Origin of the sequence: Streptomyces sp. NBC_00569 (assembly GCF_036345255.1) — a bacterium.
Taxonomy (GTDB): domain Bacteria; phylum Actinomycetota; class Actinomycetes; order Streptomycetales; family Streptomycetaceae; genus Streptomyces.
On the sequence record NZ_CP107783.1, the window covers coordinates 3,317,836 to 3,337,920 of the forward strand.

Below are 20,085 nucleotides of genomic sequence, written 5' to 3' on the forward strand. Positions count from 1 at the left end.
GGGCGTCCCACCCGGTCCCCCACCTCAGGCTCCGGGAAGGGCCGCGGCCAGCGGTCCCGCGTCGAGCGCCGAGATGACACCCGCCAGGTCGACGGCGTCGCTCGCCGGACCCTGGCACACCGGGATGCAGGCGGGGCCGCGCAGGCCACCGCCCATCCGTCGCAGATACGGAGTGAGGACGGCCTGCGGGCCGATCTCCACCACGTGGGTGGGCGCCTGTTGGGCGAGCAGGCTGCGCGCCGCGTCGGCGAACCGGACGGGGGCGGTGATCTGTTCGGTCCAGTACGGCGCGTAGAGCGGCTCGGTGGTGAGGCGGCCGTACACCGTCGAGTAGAACGGCACCTGCGCGGTGCCGCCGGGCATCTTGCGCAGGACGGCCTCGAACTTGGGGACAACGGGCGCCATCAGCGGCGAGTGGAAGGCGTGCGAGACGGCCAGGTGCCGACAGCGGATGCCGCGCTCGGCGAGGAGCGCCTCGATGCGGTTCAGCGCGGTGCGGTCGCCGGAGAGCACGATCGCCTTGGCGGCGTTGATGGCGCTGATGCCCACGTCCGGTTCCGCGGCGACCAGTTCGGCGGCCTCGTACGGGGTGATGCAGACCGCCATCATGCCGCCGCCCGGCGGCAGGTACTGCATGAAGGCGCCACGCATGGACACCAGCTTCGCGGCTTCGGCCAGCGTCAGCGCGCCCGCGATCGTCGCGGCGGCGAACTCCCCCACTCCGTGGCCCAGGACGGCCGCCGGGCGCACCCCGGCCTCCTCCAGCGTCCGGGCCAGGGCGTACTCGACGGCGAACAGGGCGGGCTGGGTGAGCGCGGTGCGGTGGATGCGGGGGTCGTCGGACAGGATCAGCTCCACCATGGACTCCCTGGTCCACGGGCGGATCGCCGCGTCGGCCTCGTCCAGGAAGGTGCGGTATCCGGTGGAGTTCAGATAGAGGCCGGAGGTCATCCCGGGATGCTGGGAGCCCTGGCCCGTGAAGACGAAAGCGGCCCTGACCTGGCCGGCGCCCCGGCCTGCGTCTCGCATCGCCAGCACGTTCGCGAGCTGACGCACGGTGGGGAACGCCCAGATGTCCTCCGGTTCGATCAGCGAGCCGAACTCCTCCTCGATGTCTCCGTAGAGGCTGAGGGCCGCCACCGAGTCGAGGCCCTCCTCGGTCAACGGCACGGTGTCCTCCACCGGGTGGCCGAAGTAGTGGGCGACCCTCTCGGTCAGCCATTCGCGATGGGCGACAGCGAAGTCTTCCTGGGCGCCGGGGAATTGCTCCTGCATGGGTGTGCTCCCTGTCGGGCGGGGGTGGGGGGCGAGGTCAGGCGAGCGGCGAGGCGTAGAGGTCGTAGCTGCGGTGGTCGTGCAGCCGTGCGACGACCTCTTCGAACACCAGCCGTTGCGAGGCGACGGGCCGGTCGGGCAGCGGCAGCCCGAGCCGTGCGACCAGCCGGTAGAGGACGGCGGTGACCCAGGCGGGGGCGGCGAGGAAGGCGTCCGCCCGGCCGGCGGGCGCGGAGCGTTGTTCGCGCCATACGCCGAGGCAGGCCGCCGCCGCGAGGACCAGGGTGTACCGGTCGGCGAGGCCGAAGCTCTGCGGGCTGGACAGGGCCTCGCGGTCGCCCTCCGCGACGTTCTCGAACGCCTTCCTCAGCTCGGCGAGTTCACCGGTGAGGACCCGGGCGAGAAAGCGCAGGGCCGGGCCGCCCAGGCCCGCGCCGGCACCGTCGCCGTACTGCAGCTCCGCTGCTTCGAGTTGGTCGGTGCACGCGACCAGGGTCGCGGCGAGCGGGTCGCCGTCACCGAGCAGCACGGGCTGGGACAGGTCCAGCGGCGGCAGCTCCCGGTCGGGCCGGAACAGGTCCGGCGGCGGCTCGGGGTCGGCGAACCAGGCGTGCCGTGCGAAGTAGGGCAGTTGGGGCAGGATGCTGACCTGCCGCCCCGCGCTGCCCGCGTGCCCCAGCGAGGTGACCGGCAGGTCGCGCCGCTGCTTCTGGAACATCGCGTACGCGCCGTCCTGGGCGAACGTCTCCTCCCCGAGCACCGACGACATCTCGTCCATGCTCTCGGCCACGAGCTTCGGGGCGAGGTAGGCGGCGGCCGCCGCGTAGGCGCTCATCTGCCGGGGCAGCAGGTGCAGGGCCCGGGTGGCGACCAGGGCGAGGCAGTCGATGACCAGCAGATCGAGGAAGCCGCCGGTGAGCACGTCCCGCACATGGCGCACGTCCAGCGACGAGCGGCCGTCCGCCCGGCTGCGGCCCGCGAACCGGGCCACGGTGCGCAGGGCGGTGTCGGCGCCCGCGAGCACGATGGACGGGATGAGACCGCGGATGAGCAGGGAGGAGCGCAGCGACAGCTCGTAGCCGTCGCCGACCTCCCCGAGTACGGCGCTGCGCGGGACGAGGCAGTCGGTGATCCGCAGTCCGCCGAACTCCGCGCTGCGCATTCCGGTCGTCGTGCGGCGGGCCAGGTTCTCCACGGTGCCGGGCGGCAGCTCGTCGCGGTCGATGAGCAGGACGGTGTGGCTGCGCCCGCGCGCGGAACCCTCCGTGCGGGCGAAGACGACCAGGCCGGTGGCGCGTGAGGCGTTGGCGACGGCGGACTTGCTGCCGTCGACGACGAGACCGTTCGGGACCGTCCTGGCGGTGAACTCGTCGCGGACGAAGTCGTTCCCGTGGGCGACCTCGTGGCGGGCCACGGCGAGGCGGCGGCCGTTCAGGAGCAGCCGGGCGGCGAGGCGGCGCTGCGCGTCGTCGCCCGCGGTCCACACCGGGGCGGCGGCGAAGAAGCAGTTGAGTCCGTAGCCGAAGCCGAGGGAGGCGTCCCGGCGGAACACCGGGCGCAGGAGCCGGCCGAGCAGGTCCATCCGCTCCAGCCTGCCCCCTACGTCGGCGGGCACGAACTCGGCGTTGAGGCCGAAGTCGTCGAGGACCTTCTCGGCCTCCGGCAGCACCGTGCCGGCCGCGTCGGCGGCGAGCAGGGCGGCGGCGCCGAGAGGGTTGCCGGGATCGTCGAGGGAGCCGAACGCCAGCTCCAGGGCGTCGATCCGCTCCTCTGCCGTCGTCATCGCCGGCTCCCGGTCGCCATCAGCTGTTCGACCTCGGGTTCCATCCGCTGGTGCAGCGGGGTGAGCTCACCGCGCAGGAAGAGCCGTCGCATGGCCGCCCGCTCCACCTTGCCGCTCGTGGTCCGGCGGACCGTGCCCGGCCTGACGAGTACGACACCGGCGGTCCGTACCTCGTACTCCTCGCTGATCCGCTGCTGGACGGCGGCCGCGAGCCCGGCCAGGTCGATGTCGTAGCGGCTGCCGGAGCGCAGTTCCTGAATGATGACGATCCGCTCCCTGACGCCGGGCAGCGCGAAGGCGGTGGCCGCGCCGAAGAGACCGCTGACCTGCTGCGCCGTGCGCTCCAGGTCCTGCGGGTAGAGGTTGCGTCCGGCGATGACGATCATGTCCTTGAGCCGGCCGGTGACATGGAGCAGGCCGTCCTGGAGCGCGCCGAGGTCCCCGGTGCGCAGAAAGCCGCTGCCGCCGCCGCTGATCCGGCAGCCGAAGGCCGCGGCGGTCTCGGCCGGGCGGGCCCAGTAGCCGGGTCCGACGCTCTCGCCACGGACCCAGATCTCCCCGATCCGACCGTCCGGTACCTCGGCGCACGTGTCGGGGTCGACGATGCGTACGTCGACGGAGGCGGGCGGGCCGCAGTGCGCGACGGTGCGGCCCGGGCCCACGGGGTCGGTCAGACGGCCCTTCTCCAGGGCGGCGGCGTCGACGGCGCGCCCGGCCGGGGCCGTTCGCGTGCCCGAGACGATGAGGGTCGCCTCGGCCAGGCCGTAGCAGGGCGCCAGGGCGCCGGGGCGGAGCCCTGCTGGGGCGAACCGCTCGGCAAACGCTTCCAGCGTCGCGGCGTCTATGGGCTCGCCGCCGTTGACCGCGGTCTCCCAGCCGGACAGGTCGAGGCCCGCGAGTTGTGTGTCGTTGACGCGGCGCACGCACATCTCGTACGCGAAGTCGGGGGCGGCGCTGACGGTCAGGCCGTACCGCGAGACGGTCTCCAGCCAGTTCGCCGGGCGCTTGACGAACGCGGTCGGGGTCAGCAAGACGGCGGTGCCGCCGAGCCACAGCGCGTGCAGCAACTGGCCGACGAGGCCCATGTCGTGGTGCAGCGGCAGCCAGCCGCCGAGCCGCGTGCCGGGGCGAGTTCCGAGTGCCTCGTGGATGGCCCGCTGGTTGGCGAGCAGGCTGCGGTGGGTGACGATCACGCCGCGCGGATCGCGGGTCGAGCCGGAGGTGTACTGGAGGTAGGCGACCGTGTCGGGGCCGGGCGCGAAGGGCTCCCACGGCCCTGCGTCGGCGAGCGCGGCGGGGCCGTCGGCCGGCAGACAGACGACGTCGCCGTGTCCGGTGCGGGCGAGCAGCTGGGAGACGTCGGCCGCTTCCGTGGTGGACGTGAGCACGCACGCCACGGCGGCTTCCTTGAGGATGCCGGCGAAGCGGTCGTCGTGGTGGCCGTGCCCGCCGGTCGGGGCGACGGGGACAGCGATCGCTCCCGAGTACAGGCAGGCGAGGAAGCTGGTGACGAACAGCGCGCGGGAGCGGTGTGCGATGAGCACCCGGTCCCCCGGGCCGACGTGCCGGCCGAGCACGGCCGCCAAGTGGCGTGCCTGACGGTCCAGTTCGCCGTAAGTGATCGTTTCGGGCCGCAAGGTGCCCTCGTGCTCGGTGAGGAGGATCAACGCCTCCTGGTCCGGCGTCTCGGCCGCCTGGGCCTGGATGTGCTCCGTAAAGGTCTGGTGACCGCTCACGCCTCCCCCTCCCGTGCCGTGGCGCCGTCCCCGGGGACGGCCGACGGCAGGCTCTGCTGTCGGCGAGGCGGCGGTGTGCCCCCGGAGGGGCCTGCGCCTGGCCGGTGGATGTACGGCGAACTCGCGTTCACGGCGTGTCCCCGATGGCGCGGGGCGCGTGCCCGCCGCCCTTGACGGTCCAGCCCGCGTAAGCGGCCTTGGTCTCGTCGTCGGGCTCACCCGCACGCCGCACGAGGGCGAGCAGCACGGCGGTGACGGCCGCCAGCTCGGCCTCGTCAGGCAGGCCGCGGACGACAGTGATACGCATCTGGTTCACCATGAGGACACTGTGCGCGCACGCGCTAGAAGCGGGCTCGTGCCCCGGACGTACCGGAGCCGAGGACCTGATGGCCCTCGGCTCCGGTACGGGTGGAGTGCCGCTCGTGTCAGGCGAGGACGCGTTCGTACGCCACGTGCCGGCTTCGTGACACCTCGATGTCCGCGGTGCGGCGCAGCTGCTCGGTCAGCGCACGGTGACCGCTGTCGGCCAGGGCCCGCTCGCAGTCCGCGGTGTCCCGCCACCACTGGACGGCCGTGTAGGTGTCGGGGCGGAGCGTCGACCGCAGCAGATCGCTGCCGCCGAAGCCGCCGAGCCGGTCGAAGTGCTCGTTGGTCTCGGCGAACAGCCGCTCGAACGAGGACGACGTGGCGCCCAGGGTCGTGGCCTGGGTCAGGATGACGTTCTCCGCACCCACGACGGCGTTCTCCTTGAGCACCCGCTCCACGCTCACGGCCTGGTCCACCTCGGTGCTGACGAGCGGGCCGAGCTTTTTGACGTGGGCCTGGAAGGTGTCGTCGTGGACGGTGTCGAGGAAGCCCCGCATCGTCCGCCAGTGCCCGAGGTGGACGTACACATCAGGGCGTTCGACGAGCTGGACGGTCACCAGGAAGTCGAAGCCCTCACGTCGGCGCAGGTACTGGGAGTGGTCCCGGAACTCACGCTCGAACCATGCGGGATCGCCCTTGACCTCGAACCGGTTGACCACCGTGAGCGGTGTGTCCTGACTACGACTGTGCACGCGCTTCCTCCGCGAACTGCTTGGCATGACGCAAGGTGGTGGAGCTGTTGGTCCCGAGCGCCTTGCGCACCAGCGCGCGGGCCTCGGCGAGCGTGGCGTCCGGGCCCAGCGCGGTGCGTACACCTCCCGGGTCCAGGGTCACGGTGTGCCACGACGTGGCCCGGACACTGCCGTCACCCAGCGATTCGATCACCCAGCGTCCGGTGTGGCCGCTCATCGCGACCGGCACCCTGAGCTGCTTGTAGACGATGACCTTGCGGTCCTCGAAGCAGACGCGGACCGAGGTGGTGTTGTGCGTCGATCCGTCCGGGCTCGCGGTGTCCATGTCCATGTGCTGGATGCCGGCCTCGTCCTCGGTGAGGTCGAGGCGGGCCACGTGCGGAAGCCGCTGCGGCCACAGGTCGGCGCGGTCCAGGAAAGCGAAGACGTCGCCGGCCGCGCCGAAGACGGTCTCGGAGTCGCTGAAGGTGAAGTGGAGTTCCTCGCGCGCGTCAGCCAGCTCGGCGGTGTTCTTGAGGGCGAGGAGCTCGGCGCGGCTGTTGCCGTCGACGGCCTGCTCGATGAGTTCCTCGGCGGCCGGGTCCCCGTCGACGGCACGGTAGTCGTGCAGCAGCGTGACGCGGGTGGTGCCGTCCTCCAGCTCCTGGACGCGCCACTCACCGCCCATCTCCGCGACGGGGGCGGCGGTGACCACCTGGCGGAAGGTGATGGTGCGGGCCGCCGGGTCGAGGACCCGGCGCGAGGTCCAGGTGCGCACCTTGTCCCCGGCGACCGCCCAGATGCGCAGGAGTTGCTCGCCGCCTTCGGCGGGGGCCTCCTCGAGCACCTCGACGTGCACGGTGGGCCCGAACACCTGCGGCCACTCGGCGACATCGGCCACCAGCGCGTACACGGCGGCGGGGGCCGCGGCCACGGTGATGGAGTGCTCCGTGACGTGGAGCTCTGCGGTCTCGGACGTGGTGGTGGTCGGCGCCACGGCAAATTCCCTTCGGACTGTCCGCTGCAGGGCGGATCACAAGGTTGGCATGAGGTGATCGAGCGGGACTGGAGAACCGGTGGAACGTCGTCAACTACTGGGCCCAGTCAGGACGTTCGAGCATGTCGATCACTGCGCAGCCCCAGCTGTAACCGGCGCCGACGCTGACCAGGACGATCCGGTCGCCCGGCGCCGCGCGCCCCGAGACGGTCAGGTGGTCGAGGCCGGCGAACTGGTCGCCCGCGCCGAGGTGCCCGACCGTGCGGCTGTAGTCCCATGTGGTGCGGGCGGGGTCGATGCCGAACGGCTTGTAGTAGATGGACGTCAGGCGCCGTTTGCCGAAGTGCGGCAGTACCACCCAGTCGGCTTCGGCGAGTTCGGAGCCGGCGTCGGCCAACGCCTGCTTGATGACCGTCTGCTGGCCGCTGTGGGCCCGGGAGATCGCGTACGACATTCCGGCGCGGCCGACGAAGGCACGCTTGGCCGCCTCGAAGTCGACGGGGATGCGGTGGCCGAACGGGGCCTTGGTGAAGGGGTCGTCGCCGCGGTGCAGCGGCTCGAGGTCCGGGTCCGCGTGCAGCGCGAGCGAGACGAGGCGGGCGTGGCCGCCGCGCCGGGAGAGCACTAGCGAGGTGGCGCCGTCCGCGTAGGGCGTTCCGGGGTCGGTGTTCCAGCGGTCGATGCCCGGGGCGCAGAAGCGGTCGGCGGTGGTGATGAGGGCGTCGCTGTGGCCGTGGCCTGCGGTGAGGTAGGCGCTCGCCAGGTCGAGGGCGGCGAGCCCGCCGTTGGACATCTGCCGTATCTCGACGGCCTGGCAGGTGTTGCCGAGTGCCTCGCGCTGGATGTACGAGGCGACCGGCCATAGGTCCTGGCCCTGGTGGTAGGTGTCCGCGTGCAGCAGGAGATCCACGTCGCCGCCGTGCGTGCCGGCCCGGCTCAGAGCGGTGTGTGCGGCGGCCGCGGCCATTTCGGCAGCCGACTCGTCGGGCGAGTAGGCCACCGACTCCATGCCGGTCGCCGCGGCCGTCCGGGGTGGGCAGGCCCCGGAGGCGACGGCATCGGCGATCGTGAGGCGGGTGGGAAGCCGTGTGGAGGTCCCCCGTATGTAGACGTCTTCCAGACGCACAGTCTCTCCAAGGCAGGTCAGGGGCGGATCGGTTCGACCGAGGCCATGAGGCGGTGGGCGGGCGCGTCCGGGGCCTGGGCCGGCGGTTCGTCGAGCAGGACGTAGTGGACGGCGTCGAGGAGCGCGTGCCAGCTGGCCGCGGTCGTGTTCGCGCCGACGCCGACGGTGCCCCAGCGGCGGCTGCCGGCCCGGTAGGAGATGAGGACGCGGGCGTCGGCGCTGCTGCCGGTCTCGCCGCTGAGCACCCGGACCCGGTAGTCGGTCAGCTCCAGCCGGGACAGGGCCGGGAAGCAGGGGTCGAGAGCGGCGTGCAGCGCGGTGTCCAGGGCGTTGACCGGGCCGTTGCCGTGTCCGGTCGCGGTGATGGCCCGGCCCTGGACGGACAGGCGCACGGTGGCCTCGGTGCGGACCTCGTCGCCGTGCACCCCCAAGACCCCCACGGACCACGACTCGACCTCGAACGGCTGGGACCGCGGGGCGCCCGTGAGCTCCTCGCGCAGCAGCAGCTCGAACGAGGCGTCGGCGGACTCGAAGCTGTAGCCGGCGTTCTCGAGTTCCTTGACGCGGGTCGCGGCGCGGGCCACTTCGTCGGACCCCGCCTCGACGTCGTAGCCCAGCTCGCGCGCCTTGAGCTCGATGGAGGAGCGGCCGCCCATGTCGGAGACGAGCGTGCGCATCGCGTTGCCCACCAGGGCCGGGCGGGTGTGCTGGTAGAGGTCGGGGTCGACCCGCAGGGCCGAGGCGTGCAGCCCGGCCTTGTGCGTGAAGGCCGATTCGCCGATGTAGGGCGCGGCGCCGCTGCCGGGCAGCTCGGTCAGTTCGGCGATGGCCCGGCCGGTCGCGGCGAGGCCCGCCAGCCGCTCGAGCGGGACGACCTCGCGGCCGCGCTTGAGCACAAGGTTGGCGATGACGGTGAACAGGTCCGCGTTGCCGCACCGCTCGCCGTAGCCGTGGGCGGTGCCCTGGGCCTGGACGGCGCCGGCGTCGACGGCCGCCATGGTGTTGGCGACGGCGCAACCGGTGTCGTTGTGGCAGTGGATGCCGAGCTGTACGCCGGTCAGGGCGCGCGTCTCGGCGACGACGGCCGCGACCTCGTCGGGCAGGGAGCCGCCGTTGGTGTCGCACAGGACGACGGTCTCCGCGCCGGCCTCGGCCGCGGTGCGCACGACGGCGAGGGCGTACTCGCGGTTGAGCTGATAGCCGTCGAAGTAGTGCTCCGCGTCGACGAAGACCCGCCGCCCCGCGTGCACCAGGTGGCGCACCGTGCCGCCGATCATGGAAAGGTTCTCCGCGAGGGTGGTGCGCAGCGCGTCGCGCACATGGCCCGTGTGGCTCTTGGCGACGAGGGTCACCACGGGGGTCTCGGCCGCGAGCAGGGCCCGTACCTGCGGGTCTACTGGGGCCGGGACGCCGGGCCGGCGGGTGGCTCCGAACGCGGCGAGGACGGCGTGCTTCAGGTCGAGTTCGGTGCGGGCCCGGCGGAAGAACTCGGTGTCCCGCGGTACGGCCCCGGGCCAGCCGCCCTCGATGAAGCCGACCCCGAGTCCGTCGAGCTCACGTGCGACGGCGAGCTTGTCCTCGACCGTCAGCACCATGCCTTCCTGCTGGGCGCCGTCGCGCAGGGTCGTGTCGTAGAGCTGGAAGCTCCGCTCGGCCATCGCCCCTCCCTTGTCCTGTATGCGCCGGTGATACCGGCCTCCGGATGGTGACCCCACCGTCCGGCGGCGGACCGGAGAACGGCTCGAGCGGTGATGGACCGCGCGGCGGGACCGCAGGACGCCCGGAGTCAGTGGTACGGGGCGGGCGTGCGGCTGAAGCGCGGGGCCACCGTGGAGGGACCGCTGCCGCGTGCCTGGTGGTGCGGATGCGCGGCGGCCTCGGCGGCGCTCAGCACCGGCGTCACACACGCCTCGGTTCCCTCGAAGTGCTGCGCCCAGTGGTCGCGGGTGGCGCCGACGAAGCGGTGCGCGAACTCCCGGCGCAGAGCCGGCCAGTTGCGCGGGTCGTCACGGTCGGGCAGCGCCGCCGCGTCGAGTCCGAGGCCGTGGAGCAGCGCCGCGTAGAAGCGCTCCTCGAGCGCGCCGACCGCGACGTACCCGCCGTCGGCGCACGCGTAGCAGGTGTAGAACGGGGCGCCGCCGTCGAGCAGGTTCGTGCCGCGCTCGTGCCGCCACTGTCCTGCCGACCGCATGCCGACGAGCATGCCGAGCATCGCGCCGACGCCGTCCACGATCGCCGCGTCGACGACCCGGCCGGCGCCGGTCGACCCGCGTTCGTACAGGGCCGCGAGGACACCGGCGAGCAGGAACATGGAGCCGCCCCCGAAGTCCCCCAGGAAGTTCACCGGGACGACGGGCGGGCCGCCGGACTCGCCGATCGCGTACAGGGCACCGGTCAGGGCCAGGTAGTTGATGTCGTGTCCGGGGGCCGCGGCGAGCGGCCCGTCCTGGCCCCAGCCCGTCATCCGGGCGTACACGAGCGCCGGGTTGCGTTCCAGACACACCTCGGGCCCGATGCCGAGCCGCTCCGCGACACCTGGCCGGAAGCCCTCGATCAGGACGTCGGAGCTCTCCAGAAGACTCAGGAGCTCCTCGACGTCGTCCGGGCTCTTCAGATCCAGCGCGATACGGTGCCGGCCCCGGTCGAGTTCCTGGTGCCATTCTTCGAAGGAGCGCCGTCCGTCGGCCCGGTCGACCCGGATCACCTCGGCGCCGAGATCGGCGAGGATCATACAGGCGAAGGGCACCGGCCCGATCGCCGCCAGTTCGACCACCCGCAGCCCGCTCAGCGGGCCGGTCCCCCGGGACCGCCCCTCACTTGTCGCTATGCCCATGCCGTGAGGCTAGGGAGGCGCGCCCGAACCCCTCTCGCGCCCGGCTGGAGCGCGGGCGGCGACTCCACCTGTGCCCGAGCGCGCGCTGGCAGCGTGCTTCAAGAACTGCTGTCTGTCCGGTTCTTCATGAGGAAACTCCCCCAGGAGGAAGGATTCACTGTGACCACCAGTGCCACGGAGCAGGGCGCCGCAGAGGCGGAGACCAAACCCTTTCCCTACGCGCGACAGTGCCCGTTCACGCCCCCGAAGGAGTACGGGGAGATCGTCGAGAAGGACGTCTCCCAGGTCACGCTCAGGGGATCCGGCCTGCGGATATGGACGGTCGCCGGTTATGAGACCATCCGCCGCCTGCTCACCGACCCGCGGGTCAGCGCGTCCCGCAAGCACGATAACTTCCCCTTCTACTTCATCGCTCCGCCGGAGTACCGCACCGAGACGTCGTTCATCGGATATGACGGCAAGGAGCACAGCGACACCCGCCGCAAGGCCGCTCTGACGTTCACCAGCCGGCAGGTTCGGCGGCTGCGGCCGCGGATCGAGGAGATCGTCGACGACCACCTCGACAAGCTCCTCGCGATGACGCCCGTCGTGGACTTCCACCACGCGTTCTCGCTGTCGGTGCCCATGACGGTCATCTGCGAACTCCTCGGGATCCCGCAGGACCGGCACGAGTTCTTCATCAAGCACGGCACGGCGCTCCTCGGCGGCCACAGCTCCACGGAGGAGCGGCAGGCGGCCATCGTCGAGGTGAACGAGTACGTCAACGACCTCATCCAGCTGAAGAAGCGTGAGCCCGGCGAGGATCTGCTGAGCCGCGCGATGGCCGACTACGAGGCGTCCGGCGAGGAGTACACCGACCGCGATCTGTTCAACATGGTGCGGCTGCTGATGAACGGCGGCCACGAGACGACCGCCAGCCAGATCTCGCTCGGCACGGCCTGCCTCCTGGAGAACCCCGACCAGCTGCAACTCCTGCTCTCCGACCCCTCTTTGGTCAAGCCGGCCGTCGAAGAGCTGGTGCGGTACGCGACGATCGGTGACACGGCGGTGCCCCGGGTCGCCCTGGAGGACATCGAGATCGGCGGCCAGACCATCCGCAAGGGCGACGGCATCCTCTGCCTCGGCCTCGCGGCCAACCGTGACCCGGAGGTCTTCCCCGAGCCGGAGAAGCTCGACATCACCCGCGGCAGCCGCAAGCACCTCGGCTTCGGGCACGGGGTGCACCACTGCATCGGCGCGGACCTCGCCCGTCTGGAGCTGGAGATCGTGTGGAGCAAACTGTTCCAGCGCATCCCCACCCTCGAACTCGCCAAGCCCTTCCTGGAGATACCCCGCAAGGAAGGGGCCGTGATCTACGGGCTGTGGGAGCTGCCCGTGAAGTGGTGAGTCCAGCAAGGCCGCGCCTGGGCCGCCGACCGCGGAAGCGGTCGGCGGCCCAGGCGTATTGCCCCTCCGTCCCCTCAGACGGCAGACGTTTCGGCGTTGCCCTGAGGAGTGCCGGTGTCACCTTGAGCGGTGCCGGTGTCACCTTGGGTGCCACGGGACTGCTTGCGGACCGGGACGAAGAGCGCGGCGACGAAGCCCGCGACGGCGAACAGGGCGGCGCCGGTGAGAGCCAGGCCGTAGCCAGCGGCCCTGGCGTCGACGGCGCCCGCGCCGGCCCCGGTCCGGGCGTCGATACGGGCCGCGGACAGCGCGGCCAGAGTCACCAGGCCCACGGCGCTGCCGAGTTGGCGGGTGGTGTTGAGGAGCCCGGAGGCCAGACCGGCCTGGTGGGGGGCGAGCCCGGCGGTGGCGGCGTTCGTCGTGGCGTTGAGCACCGCGCCCATTCCCGATCCGAGGAGGATGCAGGGTCCGAGCACGTCGCCGAGGTAGCCCGCGCCCGCGTCCACCATGGACAGCCAGAACAGGGCACCCGCGGCAAGGGCGAGGCCGCCGAGCAGGATCGGGCGCGGGCCGATCCTCGGCACGAGGGGCGCGATCCCCCAGCCGCCGAGGGCCATGCCGACGGAGAGCGGCAGGTAGCTGAGCCCCGTGTGCAACGGGCTGTAGCCGAGGACCTGTTGGAGTACCAGCGTGAAGAAGTAGAAGGTGCTGAAGAGGGCGGCGATGCCGAAGAAGGCCACCAGGTTGGCGGCAGCGACCGACCGGTTCCGGAAGATGCCGAGCGGCACCAGGGGATGGCGGGCGAACCTCGCCTGGATCACCAGGAACGCGGCGATCAGGAGTGCCCCGGCCAGCAGTGGACCGAGGACCCGTGGCGATCCCCAGCCGTGCGCGGCGTACTGGGAGACGCCGTAGACGGCGGACATCAGGCCGAGAGTGACGGTCACCGCGCCGGGCAGGTCGAGGCCGCTGCCCTGCGCGCCCGTCCGGCGGGGGCGGGTCTCCGGGACCACCCAGCGGACGGCGGCGAACAGCACGAGGCCGATCGGGACGTTCACCAGGAAGATCCAGCGCCAGGAGAACCACTCGATGATCACGCCTCCGGCCAGCACACCGATCGCGCCCGCGGCTCCGGAGACCGCGCTCCACCAGCCGAATGCCCGTGCGCGGGCGGCCGGTTCGGTGAACGTCGTACCGAGCACGGTGAGGGTGGCCGGTGCCATGACCGCGGCGCCGAGCCCCTGGAAGGCGCGGGCGAGGACCAGGGTGAGCGGAGCGTCCGCGGCTCCCCCGACGAGGCTGGCCAGCGTGAACAGACCGGCACCGCACGCGAAGATCCGGCGCTGGCCGAACAGGTCCGCGAGCCGCCCGCCGAGCAGCAGGAAGCCGCAGACGACCACCGTGTAGGCGTTGTTCACGAGTTGCAGGTTGTGCTGGGTGAAGTGCAGGTCCGCGGCGATGACGGGCAGGGCCACGTTCACCACCGAGGCGTCCAGCACGTTCATGAACTGGCCCAGGCAGCAGGCGGCCAGCACGAGGGAGAGCCGGTCGCCGGCACTCCCCCTGCCGGGCTCGGCGGCCCTCTCTCGGGTCTCTTCGGTCACAGTCATGGCAGGCACGCTCGGCCGGACCGGTCGACCGGCGGTAGCGATCCGGTCGAGTCCGCACAGGCGGTCGAGAGTTCCTCCACCGCGATTGCAGGGCCTCTCGCCACAGTCCGTTGCGGTACCTCCGCACGGATGGCCGATATTCCCCTAGGAGAGCTCACCATGGCCAAGATCACCTACAAGCATCCGAACGGCACCGTCACCATCCTCGACGTCGAGGCGCCCAACACGGTCATGCGCGCGGCGAAGCTCAACAACGTCGACGGCATCGAGGCCCAGTGCGGCGGCTCCGCGCAGTGCGGCACCTGCCATGTGTACGTCGACGCCGAGAGCTCCGTGCCGCTGCCCGAGATGGACCCCGTCGAGGACGACGTGCTGTACGGAACGGCGTGCGAGCGCACCGAGTTCAGCAGGCTCAGCTGCCAGCTGCCGGTCTCCGAGGACCTGGACGGCCTGTTGGTGCACCTGCCCGAGGCGCAGAGCTGATGGCCTCGCACTCGGTGGTGGTCGTCGGCGCGGGCCAGGCCGGTCTCGAAACAGCGGCAGCCCTGCGCGGCCGCGGCTACGAGGGCCGGATCATGCTCGTCGGGGACGAGCCGTCCGGCCCCTGCGACCGCCCGCCCCTGTCGAAGGGCTATCTGGCCGGCACGGTCCCGGCCGCGGACATCGCACTGCGCCCGCCGTCGTTCTACGCCGCGCAGGACATCGAGCTGCTGTCGGGCGACCGGGTCGCCTCGGTCGACCGGGAGCGCCGCACCGTCCTGCTGGAGTCCGGGCTGCGCCTGCCGTACGGCGCGCTGGTTCTGGCGACCGGCAGCCGCCCGCGCACGCTGCCCGTGCCCGGAGCCTCGCTGACCGGGGTCCTCACGCTGCGCGGCCTGGCCGACGCGGAGGACCTGCGGCTGCGGCTCAGCGGACCGCCCCGCAGCGTCGTCGTGGTCGGCGCCGGGTTCATCGGTCTCGAGGTGGCGGCCACCGCGCGTGGCCTCGGCCACGACGTGACCGTGGTCGAGGCCCAGCCGAGGGCGCTGGCCCGCGCGCTGACGCCGCAGATGTCGGCCCGGGTCGTCGCCGAGCACCGCGCCCAGGGGGTGCGGGTGCTGCTCGGCCGCGAGGTGTCCGCGCTGTACGGCGACGCGGAGGGCCGGGTCCAGGTCATGGAGCTGGGGGACGGCGAGCGGATCGCCGCCGATCTCGTCGTGGTCGGTGTCGGTGTCCTGCCGGACACGCGCCTCGCGCTCACCGCGGACCTGGTCGTCGGCGACGGCATCGTCGTGGACGAGCGGCTGCGGACCGAGGACCCGGACATCTACGCGGTCGGTGACTGCGCCCGCTTCCCCAGCCCGCACGCCGGCCGGCACGTCCGCCTCGAGTCCGTCCAGAACGCCACGGACCAGGCGCGCTGCGTGGCCGCCGCGATCTGTGGCGAGCCGTACGCGTACACCGCCGTGCCCTGGTTCTGGTCGGAGCAGTACGCGATGCGGCTCCAGATGGCCGGTCTGACGGCCGTCCACGACGAGACCGTGACCGTCGGCGACCCGGACAGCGGGCGGTTCTCCGTCCTCTGTTTCCGCGCCGGCCGTCTGATCGGCGCCGAGTCCATGAACCGGCCGGCGGACCACGGCATCGTCCGTCGGCTGCTGACCACCGGCATGCATCTGGCACCGGATACGGCCCGGGAGCCGGGCTTCGACCTCAAGAAGCTCCCTCGTACGCCTGCCGCGTCCCCCGCCTCACCCGCCATGTCCGTCCCCGCCTGACGACCGATTCCTGCTTCCTGCGCGTACGGAGAAGGGGACGTCCGCACCACGGACGCCCCCTTCGCCGTACGCGGGAGATCAGCTCTCCGGGCCGAGCAGCACCGCGGAGTAGTTCTTGCGGGCGGCGGTGTCGTACTGGAGCGCCACGTGGCTCGTCGCCGACGTGATGTCCCGCCAGAAGCGCTGGAGTGCGTGCCCCTCGCCGAGGCCGCCCGTCCCGGCGGCGCCGACCAGCAGGGCCACGGCCTCGCGGAGCATCTCGGCGGCGAAGGGGGCGTTGCGCTCGTTGCGCGCCATGCGCTCGGGGGTGAACCGCCGCCGGTCGAGGACCCGGGCGCTCTCTTCGACGAGGTGACGTGCGGCGTCGATCCGGCCGGAGGCGCGTACGACGGTGAGCTCGGCGGTGTCGTTGCGCCGGCGCCCGGTGATCGATCCCGTACAGGCGGCGAGCGCGCCGGTGGCGGCGCCGACGACCGGGGCGATGAAGGTGAGTCCGCCCACCGCCTGGAAGGGCACGTTGTGGGCGGGCACGGCGGAAGCGCCGTTGCGGCCCGTGAGCATGTCGGCGCGGTCGAGGGTCAGATGCGCCGGTACGAACACGTCGTCGACCACGACGGTGTGGCTGCCGGTGGCCCGCATCCCCACGCTGTCCCAGGTCTCGCGCACCGTGTACGCGCCGCGCGGCAGCGTGAAGAAGCGCAGCTGCGGCGGGCCCTCACCACCCGCGGCCGCCGCGCAGACCATCACCCAGTCGGCGAAGTCGACGGCGCTGACGTAGGCCCACTCACCGGTGACCCGCCAGCCACCGTCCGCCGGCCTGGCCCGCCCGGCGGGCATCAGACCGGTCGCCACGAACGTGTCGGGTCCCGCGCCCCACAGCTCCTGGTGCCCCTGCTCGGGCAGGTGCGAGGCGAAGCGGGCCGAGTACGCCGCGAGCGAGGCACACCAGGCCGAGGCGGCACAGCCCTCGCCGACGGACATGACCGCGCGGGTCAGGTCCGCGAACGAGCCCTCCGTGCCGCCGAACCGCGCGGCCACGAAATGCCGGGCGAACCCCGCCTCCCGTATCGCGTCGGTGACCTCGCGGGACAGGCTGCGGCCCGTGTCCGCGTCGGCCGCGTGGCGGGCCGCGAGCAACCTGAGCCGGTCGGCGGCGGGGACGAGCCCGGCGGCGGGAACGGCCCGGTCGGTGTCGGGAGCGGCGATCACGCCGACGTCGACGCTCACGATCCGGACCCGTTCGCGACGGCACGGGCGAAGAGTTCGAGCGTCTCGCCGGGGCTCGGCCCGTCGAGCGCCTTGAAGATCCGCTCGGCGCCCGGACCGTGCTGGTCCAGCTTGACGTGGGCGAGCGAGACGCGGGTGTGTCCCGCGTCGACGGCCTCGAAGTCGACCTCGATCTGGCTGGCGCCCTCGTCGGTGGGGAGGGACTGCCAGTTGGGGTCGATCCGCCAGGTCATGACGACGCGCCGGCCCGGCTCCCACTCCAGCACGCGGCCCCAGGCGATCTCGGTGCCCTCCACGTCCCACTCGTAGTAGCGCCCGCCCACTTCGCCTTCGAAGGCGAGGCCGGCCCGCTCCTTGCGCACCAGAATGTGGCTCGGCGGCCACCAGTCCGCCGGGCGCTCGGTGAAGACCTTGAAGCACTCGCCGGGCGTCGCCGCCACGGTCACCGACTTCCTGACGTCGGGCAGGGTCTGTTGCTCGGGCACGGGGCCTCCTCGCTCCGGCCAGGTGTCCGCCCGGCCACGGCATCCAATGCGCCCAAGCTGACCGGCCCCGCTAGGCCCCGTGTCGAGTACGGCTCGAACAGCCGGACTCCAGCCCGCCTCCACCCCGGTCCGAGAAACCCGCAAGGCGACGGGCCCACCGTCGAGCCGACGTGGACCGGATCGACACGAGCGATATCGACACGAGCGATGGGGAGAGCACGATGACAGACACGGGACGACGAGTGGCCTTCGTCACCGGGGCGACCAGCGGGATCGGCCTGGCCGTGACCGAGCTGCTGGCCCGGCAGGGCGTCGCGGTGTTCGGTGTGGCGCGGGACGCGGAGAACGTCCGCACCATGGTCAAGGCGCAGCGCGAGCAGGGCCACGAGGTGGCCGGCACGGTGTGCGACGTGACGTCCGTGACGCAGATCCAGCAGGCCGTGGCCGCCGCGGTGGCCGAGTACGGCCGCATCGACATCCTCGTCAACAACGCGGGCCGCGGCGGTGGCGGGGTGACCGCGGAACTGCCCGACGCGCTCTGGGACGACGTGATCGAGACCAACCTGAACGGCACCTTCCGGGTCACCCGGGAAGTGCTCGGCACGGGCCTGATGCGCGAGGGGTCCTGGGGCCGGATCATCAACATCGCCTCCACCGGCGGCAAGCAGGGCGTCGAGCTCGCCGCGCCCTACTCCGCCTCCAAGCACGGCGTGATCGGCTTCACCAAGGCCGTCGGCAAGGAGCTCGCCCCGACCGGCATCACCGTGAACGCCGTCTGCCCCGGATACGTCGAGACGCCCATGGCCCAGCGCGTGCGACAGGGCTACGCGGGCCACTACGGGGTCAGCGAGCAGGAGATCCAGGAGAAGTTCAACGCCAAGATCCCGCTCGGCCGTTACTCCACCCCCGAGGAGGTCGCCGGGCTCGTCGGCTACCTCGCGTCGGACTCGGCCGGGTCCATCACCGCCCAGGCCATGAACGTCTGCGGTGGGCTCGGCAACTACTGATGGCCCTGATCGACGAGCAGAAAACGAGCAGAAAAGGAGTGTCTGGCATGACTGCTGTGACCGCCGGCGCGCTGCTGGCCGAACCCGACGTGGCCGCGTTCCGGGCCGCGATGGCCCGATTCCCGACGGGCGTCACCCTGCTCACCCAAGGGAGCGGCGACGAGACCCTCGTGATGACGCTCAACACCCTGACCTCGGTCTCACTCGACCCGCTGCTGATCCTCGTGTCCGTCAAGGCTTCCGGCCGGATGCGCCCGCGGATCTCGAGCTCGGGCAGCTTCGCCGTGAACGTGCTCGCCGAGTCACAGCTGGATCTGGCGCTGGAATTCTGCCGGCCCGACCGGCCCGAGGGCCGCGCCGCGATGCTGCGCCTCGGTGCCGAGGAAGGCGTCACCGGCAACGCCGTGCTGCCCGCCGCGGAGACGTACGTCGAGTGCGTGCTGGACGCGGAGTACACGGCCGGTGACCACACGCTGCTGATCGGCCGGGTCGTCGCCCTGTCCGGCGGGTCGTCCGAGCCGGACCCGCTCCTGTTCCACCAGGGCAGGTTCGGCCGGCTGTCACCCGCCTCGTCCGCCTCGTCCGTCGAGCAGCGGGAGGCGGCCGCGTGAGTGCGACAACCGCGTCCTCGGTGGCGGCGCCCGGCACCCTGCACGAGGTCGCCGACGGGGTGTACGCCTTCGTCCAGCCGCAGGGCGGCTGGTGCCTGAACAACGCCGGCCTCGTCGCCGGCGGCGGCCAGGCGGTCCTGATCGACACGGCGGCGACCGAGTCCCGCACCCGCAGGCTGCGGGAGGAGGTGGAGCGCGTGGTGCCGGGCGGCCCGGACTACGTGGTCAACACCCACTTCCACGGCGACCACACGTTCGGCAACGGCCAGTTCACGCCGCGTGCCGCCGTCGTGGCACACGCGGGCACCCGGTCCGACACGCAGGAGGCGGGCCTCGGCCTGCGCCACCTGTGGCCGGACGTCGAGTGGGGCGAGACCCCGCTGACGCTGCCCACGCTCACGTTCCGGGACGAGCTCACCCTGCACGCGGAGGGCGGCCTGCGCACCGAGTTGCTCCACGTGGGCCCCGCCCACACCGCGAACGACGTGATCGCGTGGGTGCCGGAGCGCGGCGTGCTGTTCACCGGGGACGTCGTGTGGTCGGGGGTGACCCCGTATCTCCTGATGGGCTCCGTCACCGGGTCGCTGCGGGCCCTGGAGCGCATGCGCGCGCTCGGTGCCTCCGTGGTCGTCCCCGGGCACGGTCCGGTCGGCGGCCCCGAGCTCCTCGACGCGACGGAGGCCTACGTCCGCCGGCTCCAGGACCTCGCACGGGACGGCCTGCGGCGCGGCGTGGGCCCGCTCCAGGCGGCCCGGGACGCGGACCTCGGCGCCTTCGCCGGGCTCCTGGACTCCGAGCGCCTGGTCGGAAACCTGCACCGCGCGTACGCCGAGCTCGAGGGCCTGGCACCGGGCGCCCGTATCGATGTCGCGGCGTCCTTCAAGGAGATGGTCGCCTTCCACGGCGCCCTGCCCTCCTGCCACGCCTGACCGCACACCCGAGAGGCCGAAACCGACGTACTGAGCCGAAACCGCCGCAATGAAAGGAGTCGTCGATGGAGACGATCCTGCTGAACCACGAGACGCAGGTGACACTGCCGTCGTACCTCGAGCTCCATGGAGTGCCGTGCCGGATACCACTGCTGCTGGCCGGGGACCTCGACGACGACGGGAGTGAACCGCACATCTGCCGGAGCATCGACTGAGCCGCCGGGGACGAGCAACCGGTCCGGCACATGGCCGAGGGGCCCCTGTCGAGGGGGCCCCTCGGCCATGT

The 20,085-nt window shown here is 72.2% G+C and carries 19 protein-coding genes; 7 read left to right on the forward strand and 12 right to left on the reverse strand.

Annotated elements, in window-relative coordinates; translation table 11 throughout:
- Positions 1 to 24: 24 nt before the first annotated feature.
- The 9 genes from OHO83_RS14860 to OHO83_RS14900 form a co-directional block, all read right to left on the reverse strand.
- Positions 25 to 1,275: an acyltransferase domain-containing protein gene (locus OHO83_RS14860; RefSeq protein WP_266674868.1), complete on the reverse strand. Its 1,251-nt coding sequence runs from the start codon at positions 1,273 to 1,275 to the stop codon at positions 25 to 27.
- 37 nt (positions 1,276 to 1,312) lie between these two features.
- Complete coding sequence (locus OHO83_RS14865) at positions 1,313 to 3,058, reverse strand: acyl-CoA dehydrogenase (protein ID WP_266674867.1); 1,746 nt, start codon at positions 3,056 to 3,058, stop codon at positions 1,313 to 1,315.
- Positions 3,055 to 4,794 carry a fatty acyl-AMP ligase gene (locus OHO83_RS14870; RefSeq protein ID WP_329433810.1) on the reverse strand — a complete coding sequence of 580 codons (1,740 nt, stop codon included), beginning with the start codon at positions 4,792 to 4,794 and terminating at the stop codon, positions 3,055 to 3,057. Before OHO83_RS14870 ends, OHO83_RS14865 begins: the two co-directional genes overlap by 4 nt.
- Positions 4,795 to 4,921: 127 nt before the next feature.
- Positions 4,922 to 5,113 carry an acyl-CoA carboxylase subunit epsilon gene (locus OHO83_RS14875; RefSeq protein WP_266674865.1) on the reverse strand — a complete coding sequence of 64 codons (192 nt, stop codon included), beginning with the start codon at positions 5,111 to 5,113 and terminating at the stop codon, positions 4,922 to 4,924.
- A 106-nt stretch (positions 5,114 to 5,219) separates the two neighbouring features.
- Positions 5,220 to 5,852 carry an antibiotic biosynthesis monooxygenase family protein gene (locus OHO83_RS14880; RefSeq protein WP_266674864.1) on the reverse strand — a complete coding sequence of 211 codons (633 nt, stop codon included), beginning with the start codon at positions 5,850 to 5,852 and terminating at the stop codon, positions 5,220 to 5,222.
- Positions 5,839 to 6,828: an aromatase/cyclase gene (locus OHO83_RS14885; RefSeq protein WP_266674863.1), complete on the reverse strand. Its 990-nt coding sequence runs from the start codon at positions 6,826 to 6,828 to the stop codon at positions 5,839 to 5,841. Before OHO83_RS14885 ends, OHO83_RS14880 begins: the two co-directional genes overlap by 14 nt.
- 94 nt (positions 6,829 to 6,922) lie before the next feature.
- Positions 6,923 to 7,954, reverse strand: a complete 1,032-nt coding sequence (locus tag OHO83_RS14890; RefSeq protein ID WP_266674862.1) for a ketoacyl-ACP synthase III family protein — start codon at positions 7,952 to 7,954, stop codon at positions 6,923 to 6,925.
- A 17-nt stretch (positions 7,955 to 7,971) separates the two neighbouring features.
- Positions 7,972 to 9,612 carry a citramalate synthase gene (cimA, locus tag OHO83_RS14895; RefSeq protein ID WP_330279601.1) on the reverse strand — a complete coding sequence of 547 codons (1,641 nt, stop codon included), beginning with the start codon at positions 9,610 to 9,612 and terminating at the stop codon, positions 7,972 to 7,974.
- A gap of 128 nt (positions 9,613 to 9,740) precedes the next feature.
- Positions 9,741 to 10,787: a CaiB/BaiF CoA transferase family protein gene (locus tag OHO83_RS14900; protein WP_330279602.1), complete on the reverse strand. Its 1,047-nt coding sequence runs from the start codon at positions 10,785 to 10,787 to the stop codon at positions 9,741 to 9,743.
- A gap of 159 nt (positions 10,788 to 10,946) precedes the next feature.
- Here OHO83_RS14900 and OHO83_RS14905 point away from each other — a divergent pair, with 159 nt between their 5' ends.
- Positions 10,947 to 12,173: a cytochrome P450 gene (locus OHO83_RS14905; protein ID WP_266674859.1), complete on the forward strand. Its 1,227-nt coding sequence runs from the start codon at positions 10,947 to 10,949 to the stop codon at positions 12,171 to 12,173.
- Positions 12,174 to 12,247: 74 nt separating this feature from the next.
- Here OHO83_RS14905 and OHO83_RS14910 read toward each other — a convergent pair whose 3' ends face one another.
- A complete protein-coding gene (locus tag OHO83_RS14910) occupies positions 12,248 to 13,783 on the reverse strand; it encodes an MFS transporter (protein WP_330279603.1) in 1,536 nt (511 codons plus the stop codon).
- Positions 13,784 to 13,942: 159 nt separating this feature from the next.
- Here OHO83_RS14910 and OHO83_RS14915 point away from each other — a divergent pair, with 159 nt between their 5' ends.
- On the forward strand, positions 13,943 to 14,266 hold the full coding sequence (locus tag OHO83_RS14915) for a 2Fe-2S iron-sulfur cluster-binding protein (RefSeq protein ID WP_266674857.1): 324 nt from the start codon (positions 13,943 to 13,945) through the stop codon (positions 14,264 to 14,266).
- Complete coding sequence (locus OHO83_RS14920; RefSeq protein ID WP_330279604.1) at positions 14,266 to 15,540, forward strand: NAD(P)/FAD-dependent oxidoreductase; 1,275 nt, start codon at positions 14,266 to 14,268, stop codon at positions 15,538 to 15,540. Before OHO83_RS14915 ends, OHO83_RS14920 begins: the two co-directional genes overlap by 1 nt.
- Positions 15,541 to 15,618: 78 nt before the next feature.
- Here the strand turns inward: OHO83_RS14920 and OHO83_RS14925 are convergent, their stop codons facing one another.
- Together OHO83_RS14925 and OHO83_RS14930 are read right to left on the reverse strand one after the other, a co-directional pair.
- Positions 15,619 to 16,767: a hydrolase gene (locus OHO83_RS14925; RefSeq protein WP_266674855.1), complete on the reverse strand. Its 1,149-nt coding sequence runs from the start codon at positions 16,765 to 16,767 to the stop codon at positions 15,619 to 15,621.
- Entirely contained in the window at positions 16,764 to 17,252 is a 489-nt protein-coding gene (locus tag OHO83_RS14930; protein WP_329433819.1) for an SRPBCC domain-containing protein, read from the reverse strand. Before OHO83_RS14930 ends, OHO83_RS14925 begins: the two co-directional genes overlap by 4 nt.
- A 221-nt stretch (positions 17,253 to 17,473) precedes the next feature.
- Here OHO83_RS14930 and OHO83_RS14935 point away from each other — a divergent pair, with 221 nt between their 5' ends.
- The 4 genes from OHO83_RS14935 (at position 17,474) to OHO83_RS14950 (ending at position 20,014) form a co-directional block, all read left to right on the forward strand.
- Positions 17,474 to 18,259, forward strand: a complete 786-nt coding sequence (locus OHO83_RS14935; RefSeq protein WP_266674853.1) for an SDR family NAD(P)-dependent oxidoreductase — start codon at positions 17,474 to 17,476, stop codon at positions 18,257 to 18,259.
- Between the two features lie 47 nt (positions 18,260 to 18,306).
- Positions 18,307 to 18,870 carry a flavin reductase family protein gene (locus OHO83_RS14940; RefSeq protein WP_266674852.1) on the forward strand — a complete coding sequence of 188 codons (564 nt, stop codon included), beginning with the start codon at positions 18,307 to 18,309 and terminating at the stop codon, positions 18,868 to 18,870.
- Positions 18,867 to 19,799 carry an MBL fold metallo-hydrolase gene (locus OHO83_RS14945; protein WP_330279605.1) on the forward strand — a complete coding sequence of 311 codons (933 nt, stop codon included), beginning with the start codon at positions 18,867 to 18,869 and terminating at the stop codon, positions 19,797 to 19,799. The genes OHO83_RS14940 and OHO83_RS14945 overlap by 4 nt, the downstream gene beginning before the upstream one ends.
- Positions 19,800 to 19,864: 65 nt before the next feature.
- Positions 19,865 to 20,014, forward strand: a complete 150-nt coding sequence (locus tag OHO83_RS14950; RefSeq protein ID WP_266674850.1) for a hypothetical protein — start codon at positions 19,865 to 19,867, stop codon at positions 20,012 to 20,014.
- Positions 20,015 to 20,085 lie beyond the last annotated feature (71 nt).

Bases quoted from the DNA above. Each gene is read 5' to 3' on its own strand.
- OHO83_RS14860 (WP_266674868.1), bottom strand. From the start codon at position 1,275: ATGCAGGAGCAATTCCCCGGCGCCCAGGAAGACTTCGCTGTCGCCCAT.
- OHO83_RS14865 (WP_266674867.1), bottom strand. From the start codon at position 3,058: ATGACGACGGCAGAGGAGCGGATCGACGCCCTGGAGCTGGCGTTCGGC.
- OHO83_RS14875 (WP_266674865.1), bottom strand. From the start codon at position 5,113: ATGGTGAACCAGATGCGTATCACTGTCGTCCGCGGCCTGCCTGACGAG.
- cimA (WP_330279601.1), bottom strand. From the start codon at position 9,612: ATGGCCGAGCGGAGCTTCCAGCTCTACGACACGACCCTGCGCGACGGC.
- OHO83_RS14900 (WP_330279602.1), bottom strand. From the start codon at position 10,787: ATGGGCATAGCGACAAGTGAGGGGCGGTCCCGGGGGACCGGCCCGCTG.
- OHO83_RS14910 (WP_330279603.1), bottom strand. From the start codon at position 13,783: ATGACTGTGACCGAAGAGACCCGAGAGAGGGCCGCCGAGCCCGGCAGG.
- OHO83_RS14915 (WP_266674857.1), top strand. From the start codon at position 13,943: ATGGCCAAGATCACCTACAAGCATCCGAACGGCACCGTCACCATCCTC.
- OHO83_RS14920 (WP_330279604.1), top strand. From the start codon at position 14,266: ATGGCCTCGCACTCGGTGGTGGTCGTCGGCGCGGGCCAGGCCGGTCTC.
- OHO83_RS14935 (WP_266674853.1), top strand. From the start codon at position 17,474: ATGACAGACACGGGACGACGAGTGGCCTTCGTCACCGGGGCGACCAGC.
- OHO83_RS14940 (WP_266674852.1), top strand. From the start codon at position 18,307: ATGACTGCTGTGACCGCCGGCGCGCTGCTGGCCGAACCCGACGTGGCC.
- OHO83_RS14950 (WP_266674850.1), top strand. From the start codon at position 19,865: ATGGAGACGATCCTGCTGAACCACGAGACGCAGGTGACACTGCCGTCG.